Genomic DNA, 18,853 nt, shown 5'->3' on the forward strand with positions numbered 1-18,853 from the left:
AAGACATGGTGGGGGGTCTCCTGGGGGACGTGGGGGATGGGCTCTCCAAGGGGAAGAGGCCCTCGCGGAGCAGGTGGCGCATTCCTGTCGCGTTTTTCGCTCCCGTGAGCACCCCAGACCCGGGAGCAGGACCTGGGCACACCACGGGCTCGTTCCTCGTGGGCCCCAGCGTGTCGGACCGGGCTGGGAACCTCTGCCCTTCTCCATCCCCAGCCGGGGCGTTCATGGGAGGCGTCGATGTTCGCGCGTCGGAGTTGGGCCGTCGTGTTGCCGCTGCTGCTACCCGGGGTGGGGTGGGCCGAGGAGGAGGTCGCCCCTGGGCACTGGGAGCAAAGGGAAGCCGCCATTCGCGAGCTGGAGCAGGCCCTGACGCCCGAGTCTTCCAGCGGGGGCGCGGAGGCTCAGCCCGAGGAGGAGTCCATGCCACCGCCCGCACCCGACTCGATATCGCGGTGGACGAACGCGCTGCGCATGGAGGCCACGACGTGGACCTTGCTCCCTCGAAGAGGCGCGGGCAGCGACGAAGGCTTCGTGCAGGTGGAGCCCGGGTTTGTCTTCGACCAGGGCGAGTCGTTTCGTCTCAACCTCGGAGCCCCGGTGCGGCTGCGGCTGTGGGGTGGCGGCGAAGGGGCGGGCTTCGTGAGGAAGGAGGACTGGGACACGCTGTCCGATTGGGGCCAGGTGGTGCGCCTCTTCTCGGTGGGCGGTGACACACCCGACTCCGTGTGGGTGGGGATGCTGGAAGGCTACTCCCTGCTGTCGGGGCACCTGGTGCGGCGCTACAGCAACCGAGCCAACCCCGACTATCACCCGGCCGGAGTGGTGGGGACGGGGACGCTGGGGCCGGTATACGCGGAGGCTTTCGTTTCGGACCTGCTGGGCGCTCGTCTGATGGGGGCGGAAGTCGCCCTGGACATGCAGCATGTCCTCTTCGGCCGCCCGCCTGTTTCCGGGCGCTACACGCTGGCGCTGTCGGCGGCGCATGACTGGGGGAAGGGGGGAGGCACCTCGAAACCCCTGACGCTGGCGCACCTGGACGGTACCGCCGTGGTGATGCGGCGTCGGAGCAGGGACACGGGCCTGGAGTTGCACCTGCTGGGAGGTTGGGGCGGGCGTCCCGGTGAAGGCGGCGCGTGGGGCGCGGTGGCGGGCCTGGGAATGGAGGCGGTGTCGCCGATGCTGGACGTGCGAGCGCGCCTGGAGGGGCGCCTTCAGCGCGGAGGCTTTCGGCAGGGCGCCTTCGGCCCGGACCACGAGCTGGCGCGCTTCCAGGTGGCGGGCGCGTCCTCGGTGCCGCTGGCGGAGGCGTCCTTTCCGGAGGGGGCTTCGGCCTACGGTGAGGTGATTTTCGGCTGGGATGCGGTGCGCCTGGATGGCATGCGGCGGCGACACCTCTTTGTCTCCCTGGGCGTGGAAGCCTTCACCTGGGGACGGGTGGATGTGGATGGGCGCGTGGAGACACACCTCTTCCACCAGGACTTGAGTCTGGGCGTGGGGGGACTGGCGACAGGCATGGGACAGCCGGGCGCGCGCTACCTCGTCTCGGGTGAAGCCCGGTGGCGGTTTCTCGGAGGGCGGCTGTTCGCGGTGGGGCAGGGCGGCACGCTGCTGTTTCCTTCCCCGGAGGGGACGCTTCGGCCAGGGGCCTTCGCGGCCTTGGGAGTGGGGGTGGATGATGAGCGCTGAGTGGCTGCCGTGGAGAGGAGCCCGTCTGGTGTTGGCCCTGGTGCTCCTCATCGCGGGGTGTGCCTCGCGGCCCACTCGGGCTGATTCTGGAGCCACCCTTGAATCCCGCTCGGGTCGGGCGCGCATGTTGGCGCTGGGGAACAACGCCGTCGCGCCAGAGGACACCTCCGACCTCGCGGCCGAAGTCGGGCCGCTGCTGCATCGCCGTCGAGCTCCGTCAGCGACGACCCCGGGCGCGGGTCGCAACGGAGGTGAGACGTCGCCCCTGCCCATCGTCGACCTCATGGACGCCTGCGGAGACGTGCCCTCTGGCTGGCCGCGCCTGTCCACGGATGAGGAAGTGCTGGCGCCCTTCCTGGAGTGCCTCACTCCAGCGGCCTTCCTGGCCTTCCAGCGCACGGTGGACATGCCCCGGCTGGTGGAGTCCCTCTCGGCCTGGAATGCCGTCCGGCTGGGCGCCCTGGGCCCGTTTGAAGCCGAAGCGGCCAGCGTCCTTCTCAAGAAGCGCGTCGTCTTCCTCTCCACCGCTGCCGAGAAGTACGGGCCAGGGCAGGCGGAAGTCCTTGCCCTCTTCGTCTTCCACACCACCTTCGACGATGAGGCGCGAGACGTGCTGCGCCTGCTGGCCGAGGACAGGCTGCTGAAGCGCGCCCTGGGGGGCATGGCGAGCGTCCATGCGGAGTTGTCGGCGAGGGGGCTCGACCTGGAGGACTTCCCGGAGAGGGGCTTCCTCGCCAGCGACCTCGCGCGAGGGTTGGGGAAGGCCACGGATGATGTCGCCTCCTCCATTCCCCTCGTGGGTGGAAGCCGAAGCGTGGAGGCCTCCTTGCCGCCTCGGCAGCTACCGCCCCCGTACCGTGCGGCGTACTGGGAGGTGGAGAAGGCGCAGTACCTGGGGGCCTTCGCACCGGGCAACGTGGCCCTGGCCTCCTTTGACCACCTCACCTTCGGCGTGCCACTGGGCTTCTACTTCCTGGCGGCCGGGACGGTGCAAGGCGGGGTCTCCCTCTCGAAGGGCGAGTACGAGGAGGCCACGCGGCGGTTGGCGCCCGCGGCCCTCATGGTGGGCTTGTACTCAGGAGGAGCGGGTGCGCGCGCCTTCCGTGAAGCCGGCCTCGCCAGGAAGGAGAGGTCACGGCTCGATGCGACAGTGCCTCGCGTAGAGGCGCTAAAGGCCGTGCTCGACAGGTTGGAGGCGCGGGCGGGGGCGGGCTCCGTGGGGGAGTTGGCTTGCCACTTCCAGCAGAGTCGGGAGGCGGCGCTCCTGGTGGCGGAGTGGGGTGAGGCCGGCGCGCTGGCCCTTCACGAAGCACGCGGCAATCTGGCTCGAGCGCAGGCCACGTTGGCGATGCGGCATGGCGAGCCTCCGAGCGGCACGTCAACGAAGGGCGGAGCAGGGAAGAGCGGCGGCAGGCCCTCGCCGCCACCCGAGTCGGCCGGCATCCCCGCGGAGGTGGCCGAGGCGAAGTTCCGGCAGGTGGAGGCCGAGGCTGGGGGCGCCCGGCTATCGACGGACGTGGCTGCCCTGAAGAAGCATCGCGAGGCGCTCCTGAGAACCGCGCCTCTTGGCGCCGACGTGCATCCGCTCTGGCTCGATTACCTGTCCTACCTGGAGAAGAGGGCCGCGGAAATCGAGCAGGGCATCGCGTCCAGGGGGCCGCTGCCGTGGTCCAGCTATCAGCTCGTGCGCGAACTGATGCACTTGAGCGCTCCGTGAGGAAAGCTGAGAGCGAGGTCGCCGGTGTGGAGGTGCGGTTCCAATGAAGGTCCTGGAGTTCCATGAGCTGCGGGCGGAAGACGGTCTGCGACTGCTCGTCGACGGAGCCATCGACGAACGCGCCGCGCTCGAGCCACGGTTGGAGCCCCTCCTGAATGCACTCGAGGCGCATGCAGGCGAATGGATGCCGGACGTTGTCGAAGGAAAGCGGCGGCGGAAATACTCACGCGCCGCCATCTCGAAGTCGCTTGCGGAAGAGCGCGACGCCGGAAGTAAATCCATCGGGCTTTATCGTACCCGGGCTCCAGCGCTGGATATGACGTTGAGCCTCGGCGGAACAACCTCGCCCGCCGAACTGGAAATCTCGGTGGCGCTCCAGCCGCTTTCTTTCTTTTCGGAGGCGGCGCGCTGCCAGGAGTTCATTGAGATGGTCCGAGCCTGGGCTCGGCACGTCCTGGTCACATACGCCATGGCTCATGGCATGGCGGATCGACAGCTCTCGGGGGCTCCCTACTTCGGTCGTGATGGAAGGACCTCGCGCAAGGATGGGTTCGACACGATTTATGAGGTGTTCTGGCTGAATGTCTTTGGACCGAAGCTGGTGGAGATGGTGGGTCGCGAGCGGATGCTCTCGACTCCCGCGCACCTCGTGGAGGAGCTGCCCAACGGCTCTGTCCTCCTGGTGCTGTGGCCCACCGCCGCCGATTTCGCCAGTGAGGAAGCGCGGGTCGTCCAGGCCCGTGCCCATGTCCACCTGCGGCCGGACCTCGACTTCGACACGGTGCTGAGCACGCTGAGAGAGCGCAGTGCCGCATTCGTACCCGTCGAGCCTCGCTTCCACCCTGACGTGGCGCCGTTCCTCTCGCGGCTGCCAGATGAGTTCTCCATCGGCGAGCGGCAACGGAAGATCGCCGAACTCAACGCCTTCCGGCCTCCATCGCCGGAGGAGTGGCTCCCAGCCGCCCTTCCCTCGGACGTGGAAAATCCGGAGCGTGTCCTCGCTGACTACGGAGTCCTGTCCGAAGGACTCGTGGCGGCGCTCCACACCCAGGTGCCGTCCATCATGGACGAGACGCCCGAGTCTCTCACGGACCTGGACTTCTACTTCTGGAGGGAGAATTTCCCCGAGCGGTACATGCGCGAACTCATCGACGGGCATACCGCACCGGCGCTAGGGGCCTACCTGGGTGAGCTGCTGGTGCGGCGATTGGGTGGGACGTGGGTGCCGCGCCAGAAGAGGGAAGAGTCCCAGGTGCGCGTGGGCCATCGCGTGTGGTTGCCCTTCCTCCGCGCCCGCCGGTACATGCAGTCCCGCCAGTCACTGCTGGACTACTCGCTCACGCAGCTTTTTGGAGAAGCCGCCAAGGGGAGGGCTGGCGAGAATGCATGACTTTCCTCCGCCCCCGAGGATTGTTGAATCGTCACGACGACGTTGATGCCAAGGCTGGGTACTCAGCCTTCGATAGGGGCCGGTACACGGAGCTGTTTTCACCGGCCGGAGCGTTGGACGCTCATGACGAGCTCAGACTTCCTCGAACTTCGCTCCCGTGACTTTCGCGCGCTCCAGGGCCACCTTGATGTCCTCGGAGACGATGAGGGCGATCTCCCACCCCCAGGTGCGGAAGACCTTCGCACCGCCCACCTTCGTGCGGTCGATTCGCATCCCGTAGACGCTGCGGTACTGGCCGAGCTTGTCCGGCCGCTCATCCTCGGGTTTCCAATACAGTATCTCTTCCGAGGCCTCGTCATCGATGCATCGGATGAGCTTCGTGGCGACGAGTACGACATGCTGTTCCGGGCGACCTTCGACATCGACGGGTATCAATTGCACATCATCGGGCGCCAGCTCCGCGAAGAGGTTGGCCACTCGGACATGGACAACCGGAACTCTGCCAGCGCCTGCCGTACAGTAGTCCAACCACCTTCCAGGCTCGTCGATAGGAAACTTCAGGCGACTCGCAAGCTGGATGGGCTGTCCCTCGACGAACTGCCAGATGTCCTCGACCTCGTTGCCAGTCTCATCCAGGGGGTCTCCCAGGAACCAGTTCCCGGCCTGCACGTCTTCTCTGAGCCTGAAGTATCGAGACGGATTCGGCATGGTGGACCTACGAGAGATGCGTGCTGTGCCTACTGTGGCGGCTCCGTCAGCACCAGCAATCCACGGGACGTATCCACGACATACACATAGCCGTCTCCAGGCACCTGGAGCCCCGTGGCGCCCTCTTCCAGCGCGTCCCCGCGTCCCGGGTCTGTCTCTCTGAAGCTGTTGAAGTACGCCACCTCGCGCGGCTGTGTGGGATTGCTCACGTCCAGCACGCGCAACCCCTCCTGGTGATACGTCACGTACAGCCGCGAGCCGCGCAGCTCCAGCGCCCGCGGTGACACGACTCCGCGCAAGCCATACTCGCCAATCTTCACGATGTTGCGCGGCTCGCTGACATCCAGCGCGCGCAGCCGCGCCCCCACGCCCAGGCTGCTCTCGAACGCCACGATGCGCCCGCCGAACGTGCCCACCGCGCTCGCGCGACTGTTCGCATACGGGTACGTGTACCGCCCCAACAACTGGACCCCTCCGCCCGAGCGCGCGTCGACCACCTGCAGCCCGTCACGCAGATGGTTCACATAGAGGCGGCCCTCGTAGCTCACCGGGCCTCGCGACGAGGGGTTCTCCGCGATGCGTGAGCCGGAGACGATGTGCTGGAGCAGCCGGGGCTCGGAGGGCGTGGAGATGTCGAACATCAGCGTGCCCGCGGAGGGCTCCGTCCCCACCGCGTACAACCTGTCCCCATCCACGCTCACCAACCCGACGCTGACAGGCTTCTCCGGCACCCTGCGCACGAACACCGGCGCGGAGGGCTGGGAGATATCGAGCACCACCACGCCCGAGCTCGCGCTCGCGACATAGAGCACCCCGCCCTTGAACGTCGCGCCCCGCCAGTCCGAGTCCTCCGGAAGGCTCATCCGCGCCACGCGCACCGGCGCCTCGGGTTGGCTCACGTCGAAGACGGTGAGCCCCCCACGCTGCCCCTCCCGCTTCTGAGAGACGACATAGGCATGTTCACCGATGACCTGCACGTCCACGGGCATGCCCAGGTCCACCCAGCGCTCGGAGACCAGCTTCAGCCCGCCGGAGACCTCGTGCTCTCCCTTGAAGCGCGCCACGCGCTCGGCGCGGAAGGTCCCCGACTCCACCAGCACACCGTCGCGACACCGCGAGAAGCAGCCCGTCAGCGCGCGCGGGCCCACCGCGTTGCAGCCCGCGAAGGTGAACAGTCCGTCCGGGGACTGGCTGGAGACGAGGAACGTCCGCGCGTCCCACACTCCGGCCACGGCGGTGGCTCCGAGGACCTGCTCGGGGACGCCCGTGGAGCTCAGCTTGAAGCCTCCGCCGAAAGGGGCGGCCCGAGCCGCCTGCGTGCCCCGCGCGTCGAAGCGCAGTTCGCTGCGGTACACCCCCTCGCGCTCCAGGGCCTCCAGCGAGCGACGTTTGCAGCCGGACAAGTCGAACGACTCCAGGCTGCCACAGGCCGCGTCGGCACCCTCCAGCACGTGACAGACGGACAAGGGGCCTGAGTCCATCCAGTCGCCCCGCTCCTCGAGCGGTGTGTAGCGTCCGTCCCACGGAGCGTCCTCCAAAGAGGAACAGCCGGACGCAGCGCAGGCGAGCAGGACCGTCAACGCGAGACGCGCGGGCTGCATCGCATACCTCCTGGGTGGGGAGCCGCACTCCGGCCTTGAGGCCCCTGACTCGCAGTGTAGGAACGCTGCTTCCCCTTCGGGAAGCCGACCCTTCGCACTTTTGGTCAACGGCGCACGTCCCGTGGCATGTGCCGACTGTTCCCACCTGCTCAAAGGGCGCCATACCTGGCCGGTCGTCCTCGTCGAGCGTCCGCCTGCTCGCCCGGGTCTGCCGCCCCCACCCGCCGATGCGCCGATTCCGCCCGAAGCCCCGCTCTCCCGCGAGGAATTGCCGGCGTTTAGTTCTTCACCATGAACGACATTCTCGCGAAGGACGTGGTGATTGTGGGCGGCGGCCCCGCGGGCCTGAGCGCCGCGCTGGTGCTGGGCCGTGGCCGGAAGAAGGTGCTGCTGTGCGACGCGGGTTCGCCCCGCAACGCGGCGGCCGAGCACATCCAGGGCTTCGTCACCCGCGACGGCACGCCCCCCCGGGAGTTCCGCGCCATCGGCCGGGAGCAGTTGCGTCCCTACGATGTCGACATTCGCGACGTGCGGGTGAGCGGCATCGAGCGCCTGGGTGACGCGCGCTTCCGCGTGACGCTGGAGGGCGGAGTCGTCGTGGAGTCCCGCCGCGTGCTGCTGGCCACGGGCATGGTGGACGTGCTGCCGGACCTGCCGGGTTACCGCGAGCTGTGGGGCAAGGCCGTCTTCCAGTGTCCCTACTGCCACGGCTGGGAAATCCAGGACAAGGCCTGGGGCGTGTTCGCGGGCCCGGAGGCGGAGCTGTACCTGGACTTCGCCCTCTTCCTGAAGGGCTGGTCGGCGGACGTCACGCTGTACACCCTGGGTGGCTTCCAGGTGTCGGCCGAGCGGCGCGCGCAGCTTCAGCGAGCCGAGGTGCGACTGGTGGAGGGCCCGGTGCGGCGCCTCATCGCGTCCGCGGATGGGAACGCGCTGGAGGCGGTGGAGCTGGAGGACGGGACGCGCGTGCGGCAGGAGTACATCTTCACCCGACCGCCGCAGCGGCATGTGGCGCTGGTGGAGGGGCTGGGGCTCGCGCTGGACGAAATGGGCTTCGTGAAGGTGGACCCGATGCAGCAGACCTCCGTGCCCGGCATCTCCGCGGCGGGAGACCTCACCACGCGCTTGCAGGGCGCGCTGATAGCGGCGGCGGCCGGTGCGCAGTCCGCCTACGTGATGAACCACCAGCTCAACATGGAGGCGCTGGGCGCGGGCCACGCGAAGTGACGCCGGGTCGAGCCCCGCGCTACGAAGGCCCCATGGCCTCCGCACCCATCGAAGGACACAGCCACACGTGGCCCGCAATCCAACGGGACTTCGAGGAGAAGCGGCGTCTCACCTGGGTGGGCCCGCAGCGGCCCCTGACCGCGCAGCACTCGCGGGCCCACTCCACGGTGCACTCGTACGCCGTGGTGATGCTGGTGCTGCGCGGGGAGACGAAGGTGCGGCACGCGGGCGACCTGGTGCTGCGCGCCGGGGATGTGCACCTCATTCCGCCCGGAGACGCGCATGGCCGGGAGCACTCGGATGCGGAGTGCATGGGGCTCGGCTTCTATCCGGAGGCGCTGTCCTCGGACGCGGAGGAGCGCGCGTCACGGCTGGGGCCGCTGCTGCGCGTGCGCGGTGGCTGTCACCCGGTGCTGCGGCCCACGCCCGTGCAGCGTCGGCGCCTGTTGCGGTGGATGCGGCTGATGGAAGAGGAGCAGACGCGACAGGAGCGGGGCAGTGACGAGGCCAGCCTCTCGCTGCTCCGGCTGGTGCTGGTGGAGCTGGAGCGGATGGCGTTCCCCGACGTCGTGCCGGAGTCCTCCTCGATGGGCCTGAGCCGCCGGGCCCTGACGTACATCGAGACCCACTGCCTGGAGCCGCTGTCGCTCGCGAAGGTGGCGCGGGAGCTGGGGCGCTCGGCGCCGCACGTCGCCGCCGTGGTGCGGCAGGAGACGGGGCGCTCGGTGGGGGAGTGGATTCTCGAGTGCAGGATGGCCGAGGCGCGCAGCCGCCTGCGTCACACGGACGAGCGGGTGGACATCGTCGCGGACCGTGTGGGCTACGCGGACGTCACACACTTCATCCGCCTCTTTCGCCGCGTGCATGGTGTGACACCTGCCGCATGGAGGAGGCGAATGGAGGCAGGAGTGCGCTGAACGGGTGTTCTGTATTTTGTTGCCCGTTTGAATTGACAGGAAACTGTCATCTCGGTAGTTCGTGCGCATGCCGACGCCGATGAGGGAATCGTCGGGAGCGAGCCGCTTCAGGCCCGCTCCCCGAGGCGCATTGTCGTGCCCACGCTTCAACGGAATGGGGGATTCGTGGTGGCGGTGCAGTGGACGGTGCCGCTGATGGCGACGCGAGCGAGACGAAGCAGACGGGGTGGCGAAGTGCGTCCGCTCTGGCGAGGGCCGCGCGAGGTGTCGACACCGCCGGAAGCAGGAGGAGCGCCACCGTTGCTCTGTCCCTTCTGGTTCAACCTGGGGCCGCAGGTGGCGGCGAACGACTCGGAGCCACCCGCGAGCACGAAGGCGAGACGGAGCAAGAAGCCCACACCGTCCTGAGCGGGGAGCCACGGCCGCGGGGCCCAAACCCCGCTTCAGTCCGAGGAGCCCCTGCCCGAGCGGGACACCGCTTCATGCGCGAGGACGCGGAAGTGCTGCGCGGCGGGTGAGGGCCGAGGCCCGGGGAAGGCCACCACCAGCTCCGCGTGGCCGGGAGCGCCGCTCAGGGGGCGGAACACGACGCCCTTGGGGCACAGGGCCTGGGAGGACGCGGGAGCGATGGTCAGTCCCAGCCCCGCCTCCACCATGCCGACGACGGAGGGCCACGAGCTGGCTTCCTGGAGGATGTTCGGAGAGAAGCCCGCGGCCAGGCACATGCTCGTCACCAGGTCATGCATGCCGGGCGCGGAGTGGCGGGGGAACAGCACGAAGGGTTCGCTCGCCAGCGAGGACAGCGCGATGACTTGCTGACGGGCGCGAGGGTGCCGTGCTGGCAGCGCGAGCACGAAGCGCTCCCGGAGCAGGCGCTCGACGGTGAGCCCCTCGTGACGGAAGGGCGCCCGGATGATGGCGATGTCCAGCTCCCCGGAGGTGAGCGCGGCGCCGACGTTCAGGGTCGCGCTGTCATCCAGCTCCAACTTCACTTTCGGGAAGCGCGTGCGGAAGCGCAGCACGATGTCCGGCAGGACGCCGAAGGCCGACGACGCGGCGAAGCCGACGCGCAGCGTGCCCGTCTCGCCGCTCGCCGCCTGCTGCACGGAGTGGATGACATCCCCTCGTCGGGCCAGCAGCGCTCGTGCCTCCTCCAGCAGGCGAGCTCCGGCGGCGGTGAGGGCCACGCGGCGGCTGGTGCGCGTGAGCAGCTCGACCCCCAGCTCGGTCTCCAGCCGGCGAATCTGCTGACTGAACGGCGGCTGGGCCATGCCGATGCGCGCGGCGGCGCGTCCGAAGTGCAGCTCCTCCGCCACCGCGACGAAGAGCTGGAGCTGACGGAATTCCATATTGAGACGTTAACCGTCTCAATGCGCCTCGAAAGATATATTGGTGGTGAAGAATGCCGTTTCCTACCATCGGTGCATGCGATTCCCCTGCGTTCCCCTGGGTCTGCTGCTCACGGCGTTGACGGGGGCTCCCGTCCTGGCGCTCGACGGTGAGTCACCTTCCGCTGACGCATCCGGACCCACGCCGGATGCGACGGTCCAGGCGAAGCTGGACGTGGCGAACCAGTTCAACCGTCGGGTGGACCTCCTGCGCGACAGCCTCGTCCCGCCCAGGTGGCTGCGTGACCAAGACCGCCTGGTCTTCTGGTCCCGCGAGGGGAAGGACGGCGGGACGTGGGTGCTGGCGCACGCGAAGACGGGGGAGCTGAAGCCGCTCCTCTCAGGTGAGCAACTGCGCGAGCAGCTCTCGGCGTTGCTGGGCAAGCCCGTCACGGCGCCTCGCTTCTTCGACGTCGCGCTCGCTCCAGATGAGCAGGGCATTGTCTTCCGGCTGGAGGGGAAGACCTTCGGCCTGGGGCTGACAGGTGGCCGCGTCACGTTGCTGTCGCCGGAGGACCGGGCCGCGCTGACGCTGTCTCCGGACCACTTCCTCGCGCCGCGCGGAGGAGCGCTCGCGGTGCAGCGCAAGGGCGGCTTCGCGGTGCTGGGCGCGGACGGTGCCACCGTGGTGGAGCGCGCGGGAGAGGAGCGCCTGGACTGGCGGATTGCTGAGCGCCCCTGGTCGCCGGATGGACGCTTCCTGGTGGTGTGGCGCGACGACCTGCGCGCCGTGCATCAGGTGCCCGTGGTGGACTACTCGGACGCGCTGGAGAAGGTGACGACGGTGCCGTACGCGAAGACGGGGACGCCGCTGCCGCGCTCGGAGCTGCATGTCGTGGAGGTGGCCACGGGCCGCGTGACGCGCATTCCTCCCGTGGAGGGCGAGACGTATGACTTTTTCGCGGGCTGGAACCCCGAGGGCACGGAGGCGCTGTGCCTCCACCTCTCTCGTGACGCGAAGCGCCTGGACCTCACCGCGGTGACACCGGGGACCGGACAGCGTCGGCACGTGCTGCGCGAGGAGCGTCCGGAGACCTTCGTCGCTGGCCTGGACTTCGCGGTGGGCGGCTGGGCGAAGCAGGTGACGGCGCTGCCGGGAGGACGTGGCTACCTCTGGATGTCGGAGCGCGATGGCTGGCGACATGTGTATGCGTATGACCGCGCGGGGAAGCTCCTGCGGCAGCTCACGCGCGGCGCTTTCCCCGTGCATGAAGTGGTGGGCGTGGCGCAACAGGGGGACGCCCTCTACGTGCTGGCCTCGGCCGAAAGCGGCGCGCCATACGAGCAGCTCTTCTACCGGGGCAGCCTGAAGGGTGGCGCATTGAAGCGGCTGTCCTCGGGCTCGGGGATGCACCGAATCACGCTGTCGCCCTCGGGCCAGCACTACGTGGACGCGTGGTCCTCCCGCGCGCAGCCCCGGCTGCGGGAGCTGGTGTCCATGGAGGGTGGCAAGCGCGTGCGCCTCACCACGGCGGACGCGAGTGAACTCGAGGCCCTCGGTGACGTGCGCCCGGAGCCGTTCATCGTCAAGGCCGCCGACGGCGTCACGCCCCTGCAGGGCGTGCTCTACAAGCCGCGCGACTTCGACCCCGCGAAGCGCTACCCGGTGCTCGCCTATATCTACGGCGGCCCATTCTTCAATCTGTTGCCATGGAGCTACATCGGAAACTCGATGTCGTTGACCGCCAGCGGCCTGGCGCAGCTCGGCTTCGTCACGGTGCTGGTGGACCCTCGCGGAGGACCTGGGCGGAGCAAGGCCTTCCAGGACGCGAACTATGGCTGCGTGGGCCAGACGGAGATTCCCGACTACGTGACGGGGTTGAAGCAGGCCGCGTCCACGCGTCCGTGGATGGACCTGGAGCGGGTGGGCCTCTACGGCCACTCCTGGGGTGGCTACTTCGCGCTGCGCGGCATGCTGACGGCGCCGGACTTCTTCAAGGCGGGGTATGCCGCGGCACCGGGGGCGCTGACGGAAGAGGCCATCATCAACGAGCCCTACCTCAACCTGCCGAGCGCCAATCCCCAGGGCTACGCGGTGGGTGACAACCTCCCGCTCGCGGGCAAGCTGAAGGGCCACCTGAGATTGATGCATGGCACCAGCGATGTGAACGCCACGCTCTCCGTGACGATGCGGATGGCGGACGCGCTCATCCGGGCGGGCAAGCACTTCGAGCTGCTCATCATGCCCGGCGAGCCGCACTCCCCGCAGGGGGCCGCCGGTCGCTACTACCAGGACGACGTGGGCCTGTTCTTCCTCCGGACCCTGGGCGCGCCCCGGTGAGGCCTACTTTTGCCCACTTGAGCGCATATCGTCGCCCCAGGTGTCGGCGGAGCGACTAGACTCCGGACCGTGGCCAGACCCCGTCCGAAATGTCTGAACTGTGGTGCCCCCTTCCTCAAGGCGGTGGAGCGCGAGCCTCTCTGCACCCATTGCGGCGCGGAGAGGACCAAACCCACCGGCATCCCCCTTCAGCCAGGGTGGAAGGAAGTCCCCTCCGCGCAGCAGGAGGCGGCCAAACGGAATCACGCCGCGATGGTCGTGGCGGGCATCTTCTCGGTCTTCATGTTGCTCGGCGGGGTGGGCGTGGCGTTCCTGGTGTATGCGACGGAGCCCATTCCCGCGCGCGTGACGGAGCGGCCCAGGCCGCCGCCTCCCACTATCACCCCGCCCCCCATTCCGCGGCCTCCGGAGCCCCCGCCCATCGTGACGCAGCCCCCGCTGCCGCCCATGGTGGAGAAGCCCATCAAGCGCCCGCCGCTGCCCAAGACGAATGAGGCGTGGGGCGCGGTCATGCTGAGCAAGCACCTGCGCGACTACGACTACTGCGGCAGGGAGGCCATCCTCCGCGACGGCGGCATCCCCCGGATTTTCCGGCTGAGGGCGCGGTTCGACGCGAACGGGGAGGGCGTCAAGGGGAAGGTGACCCCCGTCACCTCCGTGAAGATGTTGGATGCCTGCATCACGAACCGCACCAAGTACATCTACCTGGGCAAGCCGCCGGAGAAGCGCGAGTTCGCCGTGGAGATGACACTGTCCTTCGCGCACCTCCGCCCCAAGGGCAAACCCGAGACGCGTGATGACCAATGGAGCGACCTCAGCGGCGATTGAGCCGTAGCGCGCGCTCGGAAGTCGATGGTCTCGCCCGGTCCCCCTGTTGAGTCAGGTGGACGGGCCGTGTCCTTGTTCCGCGTGACGCCCCATCCCGGGGTGGTCCGTGACGCAGGAGCACGACATGTCCCCAAGACACGCCCGACGCTGCCTCTTCCACGCGGTAGCTCTCACGGGGGCGCTGCTGTCCCCCCTCGCCCTGGCCGTGGTGCCGGAGCCCCAGGGAGAGCGGCACCACGACGCGCGCCTCTCCTACAACGCCCGGATGCGCTTCACCTTCGCGCCGACGCAGCAGGCGGCGGAAGCGGCGCTGCGCCAGTCCGTGCCGGAGCTGCGCGTGGAGGTGGATGCGTCCAACGGGCGGGTGCGTTCGCTCATCAACCTGGTGGGCGCGCTCTCGGGTCCCGCGAGCGGAGACGCGCTGGCGGTGGGCCTGGACTTCGTCCAGCGACATCGCGAGGCCCTGGGCCTGGAGCTGTCCGACCTGGCCAACCTGGAGGTGACCGACCGCGTCTACTCACGCCTCAGTGGTGCCACTCATTTGTATCTGCGACAGCGATACCGGGACCTGCCCGTCTACAACGCGCAGCTCCAGGTCAACGTGGACCGGGAAGGGCGCGTGCTCGCGGTGCACAGCGACTTCCAGCCCGCGCTGGAGTCCACGCTCTCCAGCGTGGAGCCTCGGATTGGCGCGGCCGACGCGGTGGCGAGCGCGGCGCGGCACCTGGGCCTCCAGGGATTCGCGGCGCCCCGCGAGCTGAAGGCCGAGCCCGGTCCCACGCGGCGCACTCGCGTGGAGGCGCGGGGGCTGTCGAGCGAGTCCATCGACGCGTCGCTGGCGGTGTTGCCGCTGCGTCGTGGAGAGTCGCGTCTGGTCTGGCGCTTCCAGGTCCACACGCTGGATGCCCGGCACGCCCATGACTTGACGGTGGACGCGGGCACGGGCGAGGTCTGGACGCGCTTCGACTGGGTGGCGGGGGATTCGTACCGCGTGTACCCGAGGCCCGCCGAGAGCCCGCACCACGTCACGCCGGTTCCTCCCGCGGATGGGCGCACGCTCGTCACCAACCCCGCCCACTCGCTGGCCTCGCCCTTCGGCTGGCATGACACCAACGGAGTCACGGGCGCCGAGTTCCTCGCCCCCCGTGGCAACAACGTCCACGCCTACGAGGACCGGGACAACAATGGCCAGCCGCCCGCGAGCGACCCGAACTGCGGCGCCGGGCTGGCGTGCGACTTCGCCATCAACCTGACGGGCGCGCCGAGCACGTACTTCGCCGCCGCGGTCGCCAACCTCTTCTACTGGAACAACCTCGTCCACGACGTGCAGTACCAGTACGGCTTCGACGAGCTGGCCGGCAACTTCCAGGTCAACAACCATGCCCGAGGCGGGCTCGGCAATGACGACGTGCGCGCCGAGGCGCAGGACAGTGGTGGCGTCGACAACGCCAACTTCCTCACGCCTCCGGATGGCTTCCGCCCGCGCATGCAGATGTACCTCTGGACGGCGCCCACGCCGGACAAGGATGGCGACCTGGACAGCGGCGTCATCGTCCACGAGTACGGCCACGGCATCTCCAACCGCCTCGTCGGCGGCCCCAGCAACGTGTCGTGCCTGACCAACCGGCAGCAGCCGGGCGAGGGCCTCAGCGACTTCCTGGCGCTCGTCTACACCGCGCGCGCGTCGGACACTGGCCCCCAGGGACGTGGCATCGGGACGTACGTGCTGAACCAGGCCATCACCGGCCCGGGCCTTCGCACCCAGCGCTACAGCACGTCCGCGCTCGTCAACACCTGGACCTTCGAGAGCATCAACACGATGACCGTCCCGCACGGCGTGGGCTCCGTGTTCGCCCAGGCGCTGTGGGAGGTGTACTGGGCGCTGGTGACGCAGTGGGGCTTCAGCACGGACCTCTACGACGCCACGGGCAACGCGGGGAACCAGCGCATGCTGCTGTACTTCACCGAGGGCCTGAAGCGCACCGCCTGCAACCCCACCTTCCTCCAGACACGCGACGGCATCATCAGCGCCGCCACTACCCTGCATGGTGGGGAAGATGTCTGCCGGATGTGGAACGCGTTCGCCGCCATCGGCCTGGGCTCCAACGCGACGAATGCCGTCGACTCCGCCAGGAATGGCTTCGCCGTGCCCCCCTCGTGCGGCCTCATCCTGGGCCGTCCGGAGACGCCACCCGCCCCGTAGCCACGCCGTCCCGCCGGAGGACCTCTCCCGAGGTCCTTCGGTGCTCCACACCCGGAGTGTATTTTCATGGGTAGCCTATAATTCTCGAATTGTGAGAATGTCCGGGCTGGTTCCTGACTGAACCCGAGTGACGTTGTTCATCGAGAGGAGCGGGACATGTGGGGAGTGACGTATCGGTTTCGAGGCGTGGTGGGGGCGCTGGCGGTATCGCTGCTGGCGGCCTGTGGCGACACGTCGGAGGCGGGACGCGAGGGCGCGCCTTCGGGAGAGACGCTGTCGGAGGCGCGAGCCATCGACGACGACATCCGCGCGCGGCTGGAGGCGCTCCCGGGCGTCACGATTCTGGGGGACGAGCAGATTGATGACTTTCGCTTCTTCACGCTCGACTTCGAGCAACCCGCGGACCACCGCCATCCGGAGGGTGAGAAGTTCCTTCAGCGCATGACGCTGTTCCACCGCTCGGTGACGGCGCCGATGGTCATCGACACGGAGGGCGCGGAAATCTTCGCGGAGCCCATCGCCGCGGAGCCGGTGGACCTCTTGAAGGGCAACCAGGTGACGGTGGAGCACCGCTTCTACGGCACGTCGACGCCGGCCTCGCGTGACTGGAAGCTCCTGGATGTCTGGCAGTCCGCGGCGGACGCGCACCGCGTGGTGGAGGTCTTCAAGACGATTTACGGCGCGCGCTGGCTGTCCACGGGGGTGTTCCGGGGCGGCACGGCGGCCCTCCTTCACCGCTACTTCTTTCCGAACGACGTGGAGGCAACGATTCCCTACGCGGAGCGGCACAGCCTGGGGTTGCAGGATGTCCGCACGCCGCACTTCCTGGCCACCGTGGGCGACGCGACGTGCCGCGACAGGTTGAAGGCGGTGCAGCGGGCGGCGCTGGAGCGGCGCGAGGAGCTGACGCCGCTGCTGGCGGCGCAGGTGGAGTGGGGCTTCACCTTCGAGACGCTGGGCGTGGACAAGGCGTTTGAGTTCAGTGTGGTGCGGCTGCCGTTCAACTTCTGGGAGTACATGGGGCTGGCGCCGTACGACTGCGACACGATTCCGGAGCCCACGGTGTCGGCCGAGGAGCTGTTCGCCTTCGTGGACCTGGTGGCGGGCCCCGCGTACACCTTCTCAGACCAGTCGCTGTACAGCGCGATTGAGCCGGAGAGCTACCAGTGCGCCACGGAGCTGGGCGCGCCGCTGTTCCCGGAGTTGGAGCTGCGTCCGCTGCTGCGCTACCCGGGCGGGCAGGTGCCCACGGCGCTGCCGCCCGCGGGCGTGGTGAAGGTCTACAACCCGGTGCCGCTGCTCAAGCTGGAGCTGTGGACGCGGCTGCATGCCCGGCGCGTGCTCATCGTCGACGGCGCGCTGAGCCCGTGGAGTGCCTCGGCCTTCGGCGTGAGCTCCAGGAATGACTCGTACCGCATCGTGGACCCGGCGGGCATCGGCTTCTACGGGACGCTGACCGCGCTGCCCGAGCCGCAGCGCACCTTCTACTTCGAGCGGCTGGCCGAGTGGGCGGATGCGCCGGTGCACGTGCCCGCTGTCACCGAGGGCAAGCTGAGCCGGAGCTACGAGAAGCTGCTGCGTCGTCGGTAGTCGTCGCGCCGGCTGAAGGACCCGAGGGGCACGTGTCCACGTGGTGTGCTCCCTCGGGTGGAGTGCCCGGTCCGTCGCGAGTGTGACGGACCACCAGAGCACCGTTGCGGTGGGAGGTGGGCGAGCTAGGGTGGGGTGCTCGATGCCCATCCAGCGCTTGCGGATTTCCGGATACCGCTCGGTGCGTCAGCTCTCCCTGGAGCTGGGCCCGGTGAATGTCATTGTCGGAGCCAACGGCAGTGGCAAGACGAACCTGTACCGCGCGCTGTACCTGTTGGTGGCGGCGTCGGAGGGGAGGCTCGCGCGAACCCTGGCGGAAGAGGGCGGCACGCCGAGCGTGTTGTGGGCGGGTTCGCGGGGCGCGAAGCAGCCGGTGCGGCTGACGGTGCAGGTGGAGATGGGCGAGCTGGCGTACGAGCTGAGCTGCGGCATCGTCCCCAACCTCCCGCGCTCCACGGACCCCTTCAAGCTGGACCCGGAGGTGAAGTCGGAGCACCTGTGGGCCTGGTCCGGGGGGCGCAAGGTGGTGCTGATGGAGCGCAAGGACCGCACGGCCTTCATGCGGGACGCCGACGGGAAGCGGGTGACGTTTCCCACGCAGCTCTGGAACTCGGAGTCGGTGCTGGACCAGTTGGGCGAGCCACACCGTTTCCCGCGCTTGTCGGAGGTGCAGCGCACGTTCTCCGCGTGGCGCTTCTATCACCACTTCCGCACGGACCCGGACGCGGCCATGCGGCATCCGCGCGTGGGCGTGAGGACGCCGGTGCTGGCGCATGACGGCGCGGACCTGGCGGCGGCGCTGCTGACCATCCTCCAGATTGGGGACACGCGCGGTCTGGAGCAGGGCATCGACGATGCGTTCCCGGGAGCGCGGCTGGAGGTTCGCTCCAGTGAGGGACGCTTCAGTCTGTTCCTGCACATGCCGGGGTTGAGCCGGCCCATGGCCGCGTCCGAGCTGTCCGATGGAACGTTGCGCTACCTCTGCTTGCTGGCGGCGCTCTTGAGTCCGCGCCCTCCGCCGTTCCTCGCGTTGAACGAGCCGGAGACGAGCCTGCATCCAGACCTGTTGGAGCCTCTGGGGCGACTCGTGCTGAGGGCGGCGAGGGACAGCCAGGTCTGGGTGACGACGCACGCGGAGCCCCTGGCGCGCACGGTGGCGCAGGCCTCACGCTGTTCGCCTGTGTATCTGGTGAAGCGGGACGGAGCCACGCAGGTGGAGGGAGCCCTGGATGGCGATTCCTCCGACTTCGTCGAGGAAGAGGAAGAGGAAGAAGAGGACCGGGGTGGTTGAGCACGTCGCGGAGTCCATGACGCGAG

13 protein-coding genes are annotated in these 18,853 nt (G+C 68.8%); 10 read left to right on the forward strand and 3 right to left on the reverse strand.

Annotated elements, in window-relative coordinates; all coding sequences use genetic code 11:
- Positions 1–237 precede the first annotated feature (237 nt).
- The 3 genes from HUA76_RS43720 to HUA76_RS43730 all read left to right on the forward strand — a co-directional run bounded on the left by HUA76_RS43720 (position 238) and on the right by HUA76_RS43730 (position 4,793).
- Complete coding sequence (locus tag HUA76_RS43720) at positions 238–1,686, forward strand: hypothetical protein (protein ID WP_174464289.1); 1,449 nt, start codon at positions 238–240, stop codon at positions 1,684–1,686.
- Between the two features lie 124 nt (positions 1,687–1,810).
- Positions 1,811–3,403, forward strand: coding sequence for a hypothetical protein (locus tag HUA76_RS43725; protein ID WP_174464290.1), 1,593 nt, complete (start codon positions 1,811–1,813; stop codon positions 3,401–3,403).
- A gap of 43 nt (positions 3,404–3,446) precedes the next feature.
- Positions 3,447–4,793: a hypothetical protein gene (locus HUA76_RS43730; RefSeq protein WP_174464291.1), complete on the forward strand. Its 1,347-nt coding sequence runs from the start codon at positions 3,447–3,449 to the stop codon at positions 4,791–4,793.
- A gap of 132 nt (positions 4,794–4,925) precedes the next feature.
- Here HUA76_RS43730 and HUA76_RS43735 read toward each other — a convergent pair whose 3' ends face one another.
- Both HUA76_RS43735 and HUA76_RS43740 read right to left on the reverse strand, forming a co-directional pair.
- A complete protein-coding gene (locus HUA76_RS43735) occupies positions 4,926–5,501 on the reverse strand; it encodes an imm11 family protein (RefSeq protein WP_174464292.1) in 576 nt (191 codons plus the stop codon).
- Between the two features lie 29 nt (positions 5,502–5,530).
- Complete coding sequence (locus HUA76_RS43740; RefSeq protein ID WP_174464293.1) at positions 5,531–7,102, reverse strand: LVIVD repeat-containing protein; 1,572 nt, start codon at positions 7,100–7,102, stop codon at positions 5,531–5,533.
- 291 nt (positions 7,103–7,393) lie between these two features.
- On the opposite strand from HUA76_RS43740, the gene HUA76_RS43745 reads away from it, so the two are divergent.
- Together HUA76_RS43745 and HUA76_RS43750 are read left to right on the forward strand one after the other, a co-directional pair.
- Entirely contained in the window at positions 7,394–8,329 is a 936-nt protein-coding gene (locus HUA76_RS43745; protein ID WP_174464294.1) for an NAD(P)/FAD-dependent oxidoreductase, read from the forward strand.
- A gap of 32 nt (positions 8,330–8,361) precedes the next feature.
- Positions 8,362–9,246 carry an AraC family transcriptional regulator gene (locus tag HUA76_RS43750; RefSeq protein WP_174464295.1) on the forward strand — a complete coding sequence of 295 codons (885 nt, stop codon included), beginning with the start codon at positions 8,362–8,364 and terminating at the stop codon, positions 9,244–9,246.
- A gap of 443 nt (positions 9,247–9,689) precedes the next feature.
- Here HUA76_RS43750 and HUA76_RS43755 read toward each other — a convergent pair whose 3' ends face one another.
- Positions 9,690–10,595 carry a LysR family transcriptional regulator gene (locus tag HUA76_RS43755; protein WP_174464296.1) on the reverse strand — a complete coding sequence of 302 codons (906 nt, stop codon included), beginning with the start codon at positions 10,593–10,595 and terminating at the stop codon, positions 9,690–9,692.
- Between the two features lie 76 nt (positions 10,596–10,671).
- On the opposite strand from HUA76_RS43755, the gene HUA76_RS43760 reads away from it, so the two are divergent.
- From HUA76_RS43760 to HUA76_RS43780, 5 genes are all read left to right on the forward strand, one after another.
- Positions 10,672–12,915, forward strand: a complete 2,244-nt coding sequence (locus tag HUA76_RS43760) for a DPP IV N-terminal domain-containing protein (protein ID WP_174464297.1) — start codon at positions 10,672–10,674, stop codon at positions 12,913–12,915.
- A gap of 69 nt (positions 12,916–12,984) precedes the next feature.
- A complete protein-coding gene (locus tag HUA76_RS43765) occupies positions 12,985–13,743 on the forward strand; it encodes a hypothetical protein (protein WP_174464298.1) in 759 nt (252 codons plus the stop codon).
- A 124-nt stretch (positions 13,744–13,867) separates the two neighbouring features.
- A complete protein-coding gene (locus HUA76_RS43770; protein WP_174464299.1) occupies positions 13,868–15,946 on the forward strand; it encodes a M36 family metallopeptidase in 2,079 nt (692 codons plus the stop codon).
- A gap of 156 nt (positions 15,947–16,102) precedes the next feature.
- On the forward strand, positions 16,103–17,536 hold the full coding sequence (locus HUA76_RS43775) for a S28 family serine protease (RefSeq protein ID WP_174464300.1): 1,434 nt from the start codon (positions 16,103–16,105) through the stop codon (positions 17,534–17,536).
- A gap of 142 nt (positions 17,537–17,678) precedes the next feature.
- Positions 17,679–18,827: an AAA family ATPase gene (locus tag HUA76_RS43780; RefSeq protein WP_141648928.1), complete on the forward strand. Its 1,149-nt coding sequence runs from the start codon at positions 17,679–17,681 to the stop codon at positions 18,825–18,827.
- Positions 18,828–18,853: the final 26 nt, after the last annotated feature.

The sequence above is a fragment of the Myxococcus sp. CA056 genome, from assembly GCF_013336715.1.
Taxonomy (GTDB): domain Bacteria; phylum Myxococcota; class Myxococcia; order Myxococcales; family Myxococcaceae; genus Myxococcus; species Myxococcus llanfairpwllgwyngyllgogerychwyrndrobwllllantysiliogogogochensis.

Coding starts and splice junctions, on each gene's coding strand:
- HUA76_RS43720 (WP_174464289.1), top strand. CDS start 238: ATGTTCGCGCGTCGGAGTTGGGCCGTCGTGTTGCCGCTGCTGCTACCC.
- HUA76_RS43725 (WP_174464290.1), top strand. CDS start 1,811: ATGTTGGCGCTGGGGAACAACGCCGTCGCGCCAGAGGACACCTCCGAC.
- HUA76_RS43730 (WP_174464291.1), top strand. CDS start 3,447: ATGAAGGTCCTGGAGTTCCATGAGCTGCGGGCGGAAGACGGTCTGCGA.
- HUA76_RS43735 (WP_174464292.1), bottom strand. CDS start 5,501: ATGCCGAATCCGTCTCGATACTTCAGGCTCAGAGAAGACGTGCAGGCC.
- HUA76_RS43740 (WP_174464293.1), bottom strand. CDS start 7,102: ATGCAGCCCGCGCGTCTCGCGTTGACGGTCCTGCTCGCCTGCGCTGCG.
- HUA76_RS43745 (WP_174464294.1), top strand. CDS start 7,394: ATGAACGACATTCTCGCGAAGGACGTGGTGATTGTGGGCGGCGGCCCC.
- HUA76_RS43750 (WP_174464295.1), top strand. CDS start 8,362: ATGGCCTCCGCACCCATCGAAGGACACAGCCACACGTGGCCCGCAATC.
- HUA76_RS43755 (WP_174464296.1), bottom strand. CDS start 10,595: ATGGAATTCCGTCAGCTCCAGCTCTTCGTCGCGGTGGCGGAGGAGCTG.
- HUA76_RS43760 (WP_174464297.1), top strand. CDS start 10,672: ATGCGATTCCCCTGCGTTCCCCTGGGTCTGCTGCTCACGGCGTTGACG.
- HUA76_RS43770 (WP_174464299.1), top strand. CDS start 13,868: ATGTCCCCAAGACACGCCCGACGCTGCCTCTTCCACGCGGTAGCTCTC.
- HUA76_RS43775 (WP_174464300.1), top strand. CDS start 16,103: ATGTGGGGAGTGACGTATCGGTTTCGAGGCGTGGTGGGGGCGCTGGCG.
- HUA76_RS43780 (WP_141648928.1), top strand. CDS start 17,679: ATGCCCATCCAGCGCTTGCGGATTTCCGGATACCGCTCGGTGCGTCAG.